General features: G+C 43.6%; 11 protein-coding genes. All 11 read right to left on the bottom strand.

Translation table 11 applies throughout. From position 1 onward, the window contains the following. Positions 1-20: 20 nt before the first annotated feature. The 11 genes from C727_RS0104405 to rsmH are packed head-to-tail and all read right to left on the bottom strand — an operon-like array spanning position 21 to position 12,403. Positions 21-758 carry a cell division protein FtsQ/DivIB gene (locus C727_RS0104405; RefSeq protein ID WP_017444414.1) on the bottom strand — a complete coding sequence of 246 codons (738 nt, stop codon included), beginning with the start codon at positions 756-758 and terminating at the stop codon, positions 21-23. Positions 759-760: 2 nt separating this feature from the next. Then, entirely contained in the window at positions 761-1,666 is a 906-nt protein-coding gene (locus C727_RS0104400; protein ID WP_017444413.1) for a D-alanine--D-alanine ligase, read from the bottom strand. Then, the gene (gene murC / locus C727_RS0104395) at positions 1,666-3,147 is read right to left on the bottom strand and encodes a UDP-N-acetylmuramate--L-alanine ligase (protein WP_017444412.1); all 1,482 of its coding nucleotides are present in this window, start codon (positions 3,145-3,147) and stop codon (positions 1,666-1,668) included. Before murC ends, C727_RS0104400 begins: the two co-directional genes overlap by 1 nt. Next, positions 3,144-4,220 (bottom strand): undecaprenyldiphospho-muramoylpentapeptide beta-N-acetylglucosaminyltransferase, encoded by a 1,077-nt coding sequence (gene murG, locus C727_RS0104390; RefSeq protein ID WP_017444411.1) that lies wholly within the window; start codon positions 4,218-4,220, stop codon positions 3,144-3,146. Before murG ends, murC begins: the two co-directional genes overlap by 4 nt. Further along, on the bottom strand, positions 4,213-5,430 hold the full coding sequence (gene ftsW / locus C727_RS0104385) for a putative lipid II flippase FtsW (protein WP_017444410.1): 1,218 nt from the start codon (positions 5,428-5,430) through the stop codon (positions 4,213-4,215). Before ftsW ends, murG begins: the two co-directional genes overlap by 8 nt. Positions 5,431-5,432: 2 nt before the next feature. Next, on the bottom strand, positions 5,433-6,518 hold the full coding sequence (mraY, locus tag C727_RS0104380) for a phospho-N-acetylmuramoyl-pentapeptide-transferase (protein WP_017444409.1): 1,086 nt from the start codon (positions 6,516-6,518) through the stop codon (positions 5,433-5,435). Beyond that, positions 6,512-7,894, bottom strand: coding sequence for a UDP-N-acetylmuramoyl-tripeptide--D-alanyl-D-alanine ligase (locus C727_RS0104375; RefSeq protein WP_017444408.1), 1,383 nt, complete (start codon positions 7,892-7,894; stop codon positions 6,512-6,514). Before C727_RS0104375 ends, mraY begins: the two co-directional genes overlap by 7 nt. Beyond that, positions 7,891-9,378: a UDP-N-acetylmuramoyl-L-alanyl-D-glutamate--2,6-diaminopimelate ligase gene (locus C727_RS0104370; RefSeq protein ID WP_017444407.1), complete on the bottom strand. Its 1,488-nt coding sequence runs from the start codon at positions 9,376-9,378 to the stop codon at positions 7,891-7,893. Before C727_RS0104370 ends, C727_RS0104375 begins: the two co-directional genes overlap by 4 nt. Further along, entirely contained in the window at positions 9,371-11,113 is a 1,743-nt protein-coding gene (locus tag C727_RS0104365) for a peptidoglycan glycosyltransferase FtsI (protein ID WP_017444406.1), read from the bottom strand. Before C727_RS0104365 ends, C727_RS0104370 begins: the two co-directional genes overlap by 8 nt. Beyond that, entirely contained in the window at positions 11,113-11,457 is a 345-nt protein-coding gene (gene ftsL / locus C727_RS0104360; RefSeq protein WP_017444405.1) for a cell division protein FtsL, read from the bottom strand. The genes C727_RS0104365 and ftsL overlap by 1 nt, the downstream gene beginning before the upstream one ends. A gap of 4 nt (positions 11,458-11,461) precedes the next feature. Beyond that, a complete protein-coding gene (gene rsmH / locus C727_RS0104355) occupies positions 11,462-12,403 on the bottom strand; it encodes a 16S rRNA (cytosine(1402)-N(4))-methyltransferase RsmH (RefSeq protein ID WP_017444404.1) in 942 nt (313 codons plus the stop codon). Positions 12,404-12,417 lie beyond the last annotated feature (14 nt).

Here is a 12,417-nt window from a genome sequence, read left to right as displayed (position 1 = left end):
TGTCTCAATCCACCCGATAATTATGATTGTGATACCTTTTTACCCACAGCAAAGCCGGTATCGTATCGTAAATCTACATATTCTAAATTTTCCTGATGCTGCAACTCGGAATAATGGCGTAAAAAGCGTTTTACTCTTGTTTCACCATTTTCGCGGCCTAACTTAAGTTGCAGCCCCCCTTTTAACTTTAATTGCATCGAAAAGCGTGGACTTATCATTAAAGCCTGAGCTTCAAAACCATGTAACTTCAACAAACTTGCATATTGTTGATAGGTTTCCCACACTCTTTTCGCAGCGTCTGGTGGCCCGGTTAATTCAGGTAGCTCTCTGTCTAACCGATTTTTATCCGCTTGAAAAATTTCCCCGTTTTCGTTCAGTAAATAATCCTGATTCCATACTGCAACAGGCTTTTGCTCTACAACAAAAATATTTAACGTTTCTGGCCACTCTTTGCGCACAGAGGCATATTCAACCCAATTAATCTGCTGCAGCGCAGCTTGTGCTCGGTTCACATCAAGCATAAAAAAACTTTTATGCAGCTCAGGCTGCAATGCTTTATAAAGCTCATTGTGACTGACGTAATGTCTCTCTCCTGCCACTTTCAACTGACTAATAGGCAGCTGCTGACTATCTTGCAACCATTTTTGTGCAGCCAAAAATAAATACACACAGCTAACCACTACCGCGAGAAAAAATACAACCCCCATCCAAAAAGGTGCATTTATCTCAATTTGATAGTCGTCGCCAATTTGCCTCATGGTTACCGTTCTGCCGTTTGTAAAATTTTACCAACCAACTCATCAAAACTAATGCCTGCAGCGGCTGCCGCCATTGGAACCAAACTTTTTTCAGTCATTCCTGGCACTGTATTCGCTTCCAATAAATAAAATTGACCATCGGCATCTCGCATTACATCAACCCGTCCCCAGCCGCTTGCATCTAGAGCCTGATAAGCAGCTACTGCCAGCGCCTGCACCCTTGCTTCCTCTTCTGCGCTCAAGCCACACGGACAATGATATTGAGTTGTATTAGATTCATACTTTGCTTGATAGTCGTAGAACTCACCGGCTGCTTGCATGCGGATCACAGGTAAAGCGACTCCGTCTAAGATAGCGACTGTGTATTCCGGCCCATCGATGAATCGCTCCACCAAAATACTGCTGTCGTATTGCCCTGCCAGTTCTATTGCTTGCACCAATTGCTGTTGATTATGCACTCGACTCATGCCTATGCTACTGCCCTCATGTGCAGGCTTCACAAATAGCTGATTGCCTAACTGCTCGATAATTTGGCCACATTTTGTGACATCACCAGCCATAATTTGACAATAACCTGCTGTGGATAAACCACAGCTAAGCCATATTTGTTTACTGCGAATTTTATCCATCGCTAGCGCTGAACCAAGAACCCCACTGCCGGTAAAAGGAATCTTCAAGTACTCTAACAGCCCTTGGATTTGACCATCTTCACCGCCACGCCCATGTAAAGCAATAAAAGCCTTTTGGTATCCAGCTTGTGCTAACTGCTGCACAAAACTGTCTTGGGTATCAATCAGATCGACGTTTAACTTTAACCTTTGCATCGCCTGATACACTGCACGTCCGGATTTTAATGAAATGTCACGCTCAGCTGAGTCGCCGCCGTATAACAAAGCAATTTTTCCCATTATTCAACCTCCTTAACGTACTCGGCTGAATAAGCGCGCATTTTTTCACAATCCAGCGATAAATCTTTCAGTAACTTGGCTATTGAGCCAATGTTGCCAGCCCCTTGCGTGATTAAAATATCGTCAGGCGATAATAAATTCGCGAGCTCGGCCGGAAGCTCTGCAATATTACTAACATACACAGGGTCAACTTTGCCGCGCTGACGAATTGAGCGTGACAAGCTGCGACTGTCTGCACCCACGACTGGGGGCTCTCCCGCACTATAAACTTCGAGCAATAACAAAACATCGACTTTACTAAGTACTTGCACAAAATCATCATATAAGTCGCGTGTCCGGCTAAACCTGTGCGGTTGATAAGCCATGACCAAGCGGCGCTCCGGGTAAGCTGCTCGAATTGAACGTATTGTTGCTAATACTTCAGTCGGGTGGTGGCCATAATCATCGATAAAATCAACCACACCATCATCAACCGGATATTGTCCCATATGCTCAAAACGGCGACCAATACCTTCGAATGCTGCCAGTGCCTGCTGGATTTTGTCTACCGCGACGCCTTCATCAATCGCAACTGCGATCGCCGCGGTTGCGTTTAAGGCGTTATGACGGCCGGGTAGGTTTAACTTAACTTTGATTGGTGCTGCGTCTGGTTGGCGGTTTTGATGAACCAAAAATTCACTTTGTTTACCTAGTTGTACAAAGTCTGAAACCTGAAAATCGGCTTGTTTAGAAAAACCATAAGTTAAATAATTGCGCCCCAGTTGCTCGGCTAACTTCTGTACATTTTCATCATCGATACATAACACAGCCAAGCCGTAAAATGGCAAGTTATGCAAAAATGCATGGTAGGTTGACAACATTTTATCAAAGTCACCGTCATATGTGTCCATATGGTCGGCTTCGATATTAGTCACCACTGAAATCATTGGCTGCAAGTGTAAAAAAGACGCATCACTTTCGTCGGCTTCAGCCACTAAATAACGGCTTTTACCTAATCTTGCATTCGTTTGGGCGCTGTTTAAACGCCCACCTATGATAAAAGTTGGATCAAGTTCAGCTTGCGCAAAAATACTGGCAATTAAACTGGTTGTAGTCGTTTTACCATGGGTTCCGGCAACCGCAATGCCGTGACGGTAACGCATGATTTCAGCGAGCATTTCAGCACGGCGGATAACAGGTATGCGGCGAGATAAAGCTGTTGAAATTTCTGGGTTGAGCTTGTCGATGGCACTTGAAACAACAACAACGTCCGCATTTTTAACATTATCTTCATGATGTCCGATTTTAATATCAGCACCTAGTTCAGCCAATCTATGGGTGTTATTGCTCGCTTGCATATCAGAGCCAGAAACATGGTATCCATCGGTTAACAGCACTTCGGCAATACCACACATACCAGCACCGCCTACGCCCACCATATGGATGAGCTTAACACGCCTCATTTCTGGTACTATATATCCGCTGTTATCTATAGTTTTCATGATTTTCCTACACTTAATTCTTTTAGTTCAAACGCAATTTGATTGTGTGCATTTGCTTTAGCTTGGTGTTTTGCTGCTTGCGCCATTTTGTGCAAACGTTCTGGATCGGCCAAAATCTCATCTAAAATAGTCACCAATTTTCCACTAACAAGGTCAGCTTGTGGTACTAGATACGCAGCCCCCTGACGAACCAAAACCTGCGCATTTTTTGTTTGGTGATCGTCAACAGCATGCGGCAGCGGCACAAAAATAGCTGCTCGCCCCACCGCACTAATTTCGGACACTGTTAATGCACCTGCACGACAAATAATTAAATCAGCCTGCTGGTATGCAGATGCCATATCTGTGATAAACTCTGAAACTTCCACTTCACTTGCTAGCGTTTGATAAGCCTGCTGAACGGCTTGATTTTGCTGTTTACCCGTTTGATGCTGCACTTTAATTTGTTGCTGCTGCTCGACCGTTAAGGCAGTCAACGCAGCGGGCACCGCCTGATTTAATGCTTGTGCACCTAAACTCCCGCCAACGACCAAGATCCGGATACATTCATTTTTTACCACGTCCCCACACGCTAGTATGTTTGCCCGCACCGGATTTCCAACAACACGCGTTTTTGCAGGTAGTCCTTGAGTGCCATCAAAAGCACAAAGTGTGCGCTGAGCGAATCGTGCTAAAAGGCGGTTGCTTAATCCAGCATAAGCATTTTGCTCGTGGATCATTAAAGGCACACCGGCCAATTTGGCTGCTAATCCACCGGGTAACGAAACATAACCACCAAATCCAGCAATCACATCTGGACGGCAGGTTTTTATTATTTTTTTGGCCTGCCAAATAGCTTTAATTAAATTAATCGGCGTCATTAATTTACGCAGCCAACCTTTGTTACGCACACCCTGTATTTTTACAAAATGAATTGGATAACCGGCTTGTGGAACCAGCTCGGCTTCCATACGGTCGCTTGTGCCTAACCAATCAACGTGCCAACCTTCAGCGGCCAGAGTATCCGCCACAGCTAAACCAGGAAAAATATGCCCACCAGTACCACCAGCCATGATCAAAATACGTTTAGCCATGGCGCTTTCCTCCGTAACCTTCGATGGCCTGGCAGCGTTGCATGCGTAGTTCAAAATCAATTCTTAATACTATTGCCATTGCACAACTCATCACCAAGAGGCTGCTGCCGCCATAACTGATAAAAGGTAAAGTTAAACCTTTGGTTGGAAACAAACCCGCACTTGCCCCAATATTGACCGCTGTTTGGATCGAAGTCCAAATGGCGATGCCATAGGCTAAATAAGCTAAAAAAGGTTTTTCTTGATGCATGGCTTTACCGCCGATACGAATAACACGAACCACAACAGCAAGTAATAACAAGGTGGTCACTGCGACGCCGAAATAACCTAACTCTTCGGCTAAAATGGCAAAAATAAAGTCGGTATGTGCTTCTGGTAAATAATTTAATTTTTGGATGCTGTTCCCTAACCCAACTCCGAACCAATCCCCGCGGCCATAAGCCATCAAACTTTGAGTTAACTGATAACCAGCACCGAACGGATCTTCCCAAGGGTTCATAAAAGATAAAATACGGCGCATTCGGTAGGGTTCAAACACTATCAAAGAAACAATTGCTATCAACCCCGCCAAAAACATAAAAAAGAACTGCACAACTTTTGCGCCGGCTAAAAACAACAGCCCCAATGTGGTGGCAAACATAACTATCAGAGTACCAAGATCAGGCTGACATAAAAGTAAAACGGCCATGCATAAAAACACGGCTAACGGTTTAATAAAACCTTTAGTTTTGTTTTGCACATCATGCTGGTGACGCACAAGGTAACCAGATAAATAAACAAATAAAAGCAGTTTCGCGAGTTCTGCTACTTGCAGGTTAAAAGGCCCAAGCGGGATCCAGCGAGTCGCACCATTAACGCTTTTGCCAATGATTAGCACAGCGATTAGCAAAGCCAATGATAAAATAAGTAAATAACCACCGGTTTTCAGCCACCAATAAGTGGGTATTTGTACAACAATCAAGACACCGACTAAAGACATTGCTAAATAAGCCAAATGTCTATACACAAAATGCATTGGGTTCTCAAATGTAGTATTGGCATAGGGGATAGAGGCTGATGCAACCATAATGATACCTAATACCGATAATGCTAATATCAGACACAGCAAAGTTCTGTCATAAACAACCGCTTGTTTATAAACTGGCAAAGCGCCTGTGAAAAGGCGCTCTAATAATGACGGATATTTTGTCAAACTTTGTTCTGCTTGCACTTTTATCTCAACTTAAGCGTCGCTAATCCAACTAAAACTAAAACCAGACTAATAATCCAAAAACGAACGATCACTCGTGGTTCTGGCCAACCTTTTAACTCATAATGGTGATGTATCGGCGCCATCCTAAAAATACGCTCGCCGCGTAATTTGTAGCTGCCTACTTGCAAAATCACTGACAAGGTTTCAATAACAAAAACCCCACCCATAATCACTAATACAATTTCTTGTCTTACTAATACAGCAATCACTCCCAAGGTTGCACCGAGTGCGAGTGAGCCAACATCACCCATAAATACTTGTGCCGGATAGGTGTTAAACCATAAAAACCCTAACCCAGCCCCAAAAATGGCGGTGCAAACAATCACTAACTCACTAGCTTGCGGCAAAAAAGGAATATTTAAATAAGCCGAAAAATTAACATTGCCGGTCACATAGGCGATGATCGCAAAAGCGGCTGCTAACATGATGGTAGGCACTATCGCTAAACCATCTAAACCATCTGTCAAGTTAACCGCGTTACTGGTACCGACAATAACAAAGTAGGTCGTGACCAAATAAAATAAACCGAGTTGCGGCACAACTTCTTTAAAAAACGGAATTAACAATTGAGTTTCTGCGGCTTGCTCACGGGTAAAAAACAAAACACAAGCCACTAAAATGGCGGTTACGCTTTGCCAAAAATATTTCCACTTGGCAATTAGACCTTTGCTATCTTTGCGAATGACTTTGCGATAATCATCAATAAAACCAATTACCCCAAACGCAGCCACAACAAATAGCGTGATTAATACGTATTTGTTGCTTAAGTCAGCCCACAGCAGTGTGGCCACACTAATAGCGCCTAAAATAAGTAAACCGCCCATGGTTGGTGTACCTGATTTAGATAAGTGCGATTCAGGGCCGTCGTCACGCACGGTTTGTCCGATTTGCATTTGCTGCAAATAACGAATCAATTTAGGACCTAGATACAATGACAAAAATAAGGCCGTTAAAATGCTTAAAATTGATCTAAAAGTCAGATATGAAAAAACATTGAAGCCAGGGTCGACGTTTTCAGTCAGCCATTGTGCAAGCCAAACTAACATGACTGAAGCTCCTTAAACTGTTCTTTTAAATAAGCAACTACGGCTTCCATACCTGCACTGCGAGAACCTTTTACCAAAACAAAAACCTTTTTATTGTTATTAGAATGAATTAAATCTTTAATAAGAACTGTTAACGCTCGCTGTAAATTAACCAAATCGTCAAAACACCAGTTTAAATCAGGCTGTACAAAACGAGCTTGCGATCCTACCGCGAGGACATGCGTAAGAGACTTTTGCTGCCAGTATTGTGCAATATCCTCAGCAACAGCCTCAGCGTATTGTCCCATTTCGGCTAGCTCTCCTATGACTAAAATCGTACTAGCATCAGCGGCATCTAATAAGTCGATTGCAGCTTTAACAGAGCCTTCGTTCGCGTTATAACTGTCATCTATTAAGGTCAGCGGGCCTAGTTGATAGCGAGTCACCCGACCTTGCATCGACTGCATTTTATTTAAACCCGCACATATTTGCACTGCTTGAATACCTGCGGCCAACGCACAGGTAATAGCGGCTAGCGCGTTATTCACATTGTGTACACCAGGCGCTGGCAACTTAACAAAATAAGATTGACCGCGATAAAACCAGGTGAATTGCGCACACAAATTTTCATCTAATTGAATATCTTTTGCATAAACATCTGCAAAAGGTTGCATTGAAAAACTGAACTGAGATAAACCTGCGATAGCAGGCTGCCAAGCGGGTAAACAATCTAAATCAGCGTTAACAACAGCAATACCTTGTTCGCTCAGCCCTTGGTAAATTTCGCCTTTCGCTTGAACCACACCGTCAATGGAACCAAACCCCTCTAAATGCGCGGCACTCACATTGTTAACTAAGGCGATGTCCGGCTGAGTTAATGCCACAGTCTGGGCTATTTCGCCAATGTGGTTAGCGCCCAGCTCAACAACCGCATATTGGTGGCTATCATCAAGCGCCAATAGAGTAAGTGGTACACCAATATGATTGTTTAAATTGCCATGGGTGGCTAAGGTTTTACCAGCTTCTTGGCAAATGGCTAACAGCATCTGCTTGACTGTACTTTTACCACTGCTACCTGTAATCGCAATGGTTTTAGCTGTGCTTTGCTTGCGGTTATAAGCGGCTATCTTGGATAAGGCCTCTATTGCATCCGGCACGACTAATTGAGGGATTTGAATATCAGTTTGCAACTGCTCAACAATCAGACTGGTTGCACCTTGTTTTACCGCGGCTTGACAAAATTGATGACCATCAAAATTTTCACCTTTGATGGCTAAATAAGTATCCCCTGCACTTATTTTTCTGCTGTCATGGCAAATACGGCTAACTAAAGCATCATTACCTTGATAGCTAAAACTAAATAGCCGGCTAAGTTCACTAAACGCTAATGGGATCATTCGTTAACCTCCATTAACTGTGAGACAAAAGCTCGCTCGTCATACTTGGACGTTTGCTCAGCAAAAATTTGTTCGGTTTCATGTCCTTTACCAGCTATTAAAACCCAGTCTTGCGGTTGCGCATTTTTAACCGCGGCGGCGATGGCTTGCTGCCGATCCGGGATACATGATACGCGCTCGCTATCTGCTATCCCTTGTAAAATGTCATTCATAATCGCTTTGGGATCTTCACTGCGTGGATTGTCATTGCTGAGATAAATACTGTCGGCTAAGCGCGCCGCAATTTCACCCATCAGAGGACGTTTTTGCGTGTCTCTATCACCACCACAGCCAAATACTAAATGAACCCGCTTCTGACAATGTAAACGACACGCTAATAAAGCTTTTTCTAATGCATCTGGTGTATGAGCAAAATCGACCACGGCAAACACTTGCTGTTTATTTTTAAAACTTTGCATTCGTCCTGCGGTGGCGGTGAGTTGGCTGCAAAGCGGTGCAATTTTGTTCAATGAATGACCTTTTAACAGCAGCACAGCAATCGCTTGCAATAAATTACTAATATTAAACTCACCCAGCAGGTTTAGTCGTACAGCTGCTACTTGCTGTTGCCAGTGCAAATCAAAACTAAAGCCTTGCTCGTCGGCTTGGATATTATTCGCCGACAAACACGCAGGAAGTTGTTTTTGATCGGGGTTACAACTGATCGCAATGAGTTGACGACCTGGGTTGTCCGCTTGCAGTTGTATGAAAAGTTTTTGTCCCCACTGGTCATCCATATTAATGACGGCTGCAGCATTTTTATGCGTGCTAAATAAGCTAGCTTTGCAAGCAAAATAATTTTTAATGGTGCCGTGATAGTCAAGATGTTCATGCGACAGATTGGTAAAAACCAATGCATCAAAATCAACACCTGCTGCTCTGTGTTGGTCAATTGCATGCGAGGATACTTCTATTGCAGCTAGTTCAACCGACTCTTGCACGAAACCCGCTAAAATTTGCTGTAACTTAACTGCATCTGGGGTCGTTAAACCTGTTTTAAGCTGACGCTTTTTAGTGTGAGCACCTAGTGTACCAATATATCCGGCGGGTTGTCCTGAAAGCAGGCTTAATTGATAAATAAAGTCCGCTACCGAAGTTTTTCCATTAGTGCCAGTTACTGCACAGGCGTATAAGTGTTTTGCAGGCTGCTGATAGGCAATCGCCGCTAAGTAACTGACGTGTTTACGCAAGTTAGGTAAATAAACCACAGGGATTTTGCCAATTTTGGTTTTATTAGATGCTTTTTTGTCATCGCTAAAAATAATGACAGCACCGTTGGCAATAGCCTGATCAGCATAATCCAGTGCATTATTTTGTCTGCCTGCTAACGCCATAAAAGCATCACCAGGTTTTACTAAACGACTATCGAGCGCAATCCCGATTATTTTTATAGCGGGTAAGTCAATAGCTAAATATTGACTAAATGCTAACGTTAAATCAGGCATCTGGTTGCTCCCGTTTAATGTTAGCTAACTGGAGTGGATCAGGTTCAGCTTCGCCTTTATCCGTTGGTACATTTAATAGCTGTAACGAGCCACCCATCACACTGCTAAATACAGGGGCTGCAACATCACCACCATAATATTTGTCACCTTTAGGGTTATTTACCACTACAACAATCGCCAATCGCGGATCTGAGATCGGCGCAACACCAGCAAACATAGCAACATAATCACTACCATAACCACCAGCAATGGCTTTTCTGCTAGTACCTGTTTTGCCACCAACCCGATACCCCTCAACAGCAGCTTTTGGACCTGTACCGCCTTTTTTAACCACAGACTCGAGCATATTTAAAACAAGGTTTGCATTTTTTTCGCTGAAGACTCGCTCGCCTGGCAATGGATTATCTATCCGTAAAATACTTAATGGACGACGCACTCCACCATTGGCAATGGTGGCATACATGCGAGCCAGTTGCAGCGGAGTGACGGATAGGCCATAACCATAAGATAGGGTAGCCAACTCAAAGTCTGACCAGCGACGACGATCATAAAATACTCCTGCACTTTCGCCTAATAGACCTGTGCCTGTGTCGATGCCAAAACCAGCGTTATAAAATGCCCCTAAAAAGTGTTCAGTTGGAATCGATAACGCGAGCTTAGTAGTCCCTACGTTACTGGATTTTTGCAAGATACCCTCAATGGTTAACTTACCTCTATTCAAGCCGTCACGAACTCGCCGCCCACCAATCTGCATATAACCTGGAGAGGTATTTATAACTGTCTCTTCATCCACAGCCCCAAATTCTAATGCTGCCAGCACTGCCAGTGGTTTAACCGTTGAGCCGGGTTCAAATGTATCCGTGATGGCTCGGTTGCGCATTGCGCTGCGAGTTAAGGTTTTGCGGTTATTGGGGTTATACGAAGGGTTATTCACTAGAGCAAGCAGCTCACCGGTTTTGACATCAACCGCCACTAAAGAACCCGAGTCAGCTTGGTAGTATTGCACCGCTTTTTTTAGCTCTTGATATGCCAATGTTTGAATTCGCTGGTCGATAGACAGATAAATATCTTGGGCTAGCTTAGGCGCTTCTTCATCTAAAACATCTATGACCCTATTATTGGCATCTTTTAAAATACGCTTTTTGCCTTCGGTGCCGCTCAGCTCTTGGTTATACAGCTTTTCAATACCGTCTATGCCTTGGTCATCAATATTCGTGATGCCAACAATATGGGCATCTACTTCAGCGGCCGGATAATAGCGTTTGGACTCAGGGCGGAGTTTTACACCCGGAAGTTTTAAATGACGAACATATTCAGCCATAGCGGGTGACACTTGCCGTGCCAGATACTCAAAACGTACCTTGGGATTACTTAATTTTTCTTTAACTTGAGCTAAATCTAACGACAATATTTCAGCAAGCGCCCGCCACTCACGGGTATAACTGAAAGAATTAGTTTGCTGAACAATTTTAGGATCGGCCCACACCGTATTTACAGGGACACTTATGGCGACTTCTAAGCCATTACGGTCTTTAATCATGCCCCTCAAAACAGAATTAGATAAGGTTCTTTTAACTCGCAAATCTCCCTGTTCGCGTAGCATATCTGGTGACACAACTTGGATGTAGGCAGTACGAACCAGCAGCGCAGCAAATACGCACAAAATTAGCCCGGAGACTGCGTAGAGTCGCCAGCCAGGGGTCTGCCATGTTTTTTGCTGAGTTCGTTTTTTCATTAGTCTTTAATAATTATTTCATCTTTGCCCAAAGGCCGTTTCATCTCAAGTTTATCTTTGGCGATTTGCTCTATCCTATTGTGTTCTGATAGCGCATTGTGCTCTAACAACATATGTCTAAAATCTATGTCTAATTTATCTTTTTCCTCTTGTAAAACCTGTAACTCGCTATTGAGTTGCCGATTTTTCCAAGCAAAATCAATTACCATGTGAGCGCTCGCTAAAATCCCTATTAACAGCACAGGGATTTGCCAATGTTTGGCCAAATCTGCCAGTAATAAGCGCGCCAAATTCGGCTGACGATCATTACTTTGCGGCTCAGTTTTGTTTCCTGCCTGTGCCAACTTGCTACTCTCTAATTCTGGCAGCGACTCGCAACACAGAGCTACGAGATCTCGGATTAGCTTGTATCTCACTTTCGCTCGGTTTAATGGCTTTAGAGACCAACTTAAGCGAAATATTTTTATTCAGTTCACTATCCATAATCGGCAGACCTCTTGGAATTGCCGGCGGTTTACTGTGTTGATTAAAAAAACGTTTAACCAATCTATCTTCCAGCGAATGAAAGCTAATCACAGATAACCTACCTTGGTGTGCCAATACGGTTAATGCCCCCTCAAGCGCTTTTTTTATCGCTTCCAGTTCACCGTTCACCTGAATACGAACCGCCTGAAAGGTTCTTGTAGCAGGGTGTTTACCCGGCTCTTTCTTTTTGATTATGCGTTCTAACAAAGACGCCAGTTGCCTAGTGGTGGTAAATGGCGTATTCGTTCTGTCATGCACGATCGCCCTGGCTATTTTACGGGCGAACCTTTCTTCACCGTATTCTTTAAGCACAAACGCAATTTCACTTTCTTCTGCGCTGGCTAACCAATCAGCCGCACTTTGGCCAACCTGATTATTCATCCGCATATCGAGCGGCCCTTCCCGCATAAAACTAAAACCACGTTCGGCTTCGTCTAATTGAGGAGAGCTAACTCCTAGATCCATTAACACACCATCAATCTGGCCAACTAGATTTTTCTCTGCTATCTTTTCTTCGATATCAGAAAAATTGCTATGGATGATTTCAAAACGGTCATCGTCGATAAAACTTTTTGACCAAGTTATCGCTTGTGGATCCAAGTCAAAAGCAATCAAGCGTCCGTTTGGGCCTAATTGCTCTAAAATTTTTCTACTGTGACCGCCGCGACCAAACGTACAATCTATGTAACAGCCGTCTGGCTTGAGGGCCAATCCATCTATGGACTCATTTAATAGCACACTAATGTGCTTATCGGATTCCAACATGCTTTATATCAGCC

The sequence above is a fragment of the Gayadomonas joobiniege G7 genome (assembly GCF_000300815.1).
GTDB classification, from domain to species: Bacteria; Pseudomonadota; Gammaproteobacteria; order Enterobacterales; family Alteromonadaceae; genus Catenovulum; species Catenovulum joobiniege.
Note: the sequence above shows the minus strand (reverse complement) of the source record. Positions and strands in the feature narration are given on the sequence as shown.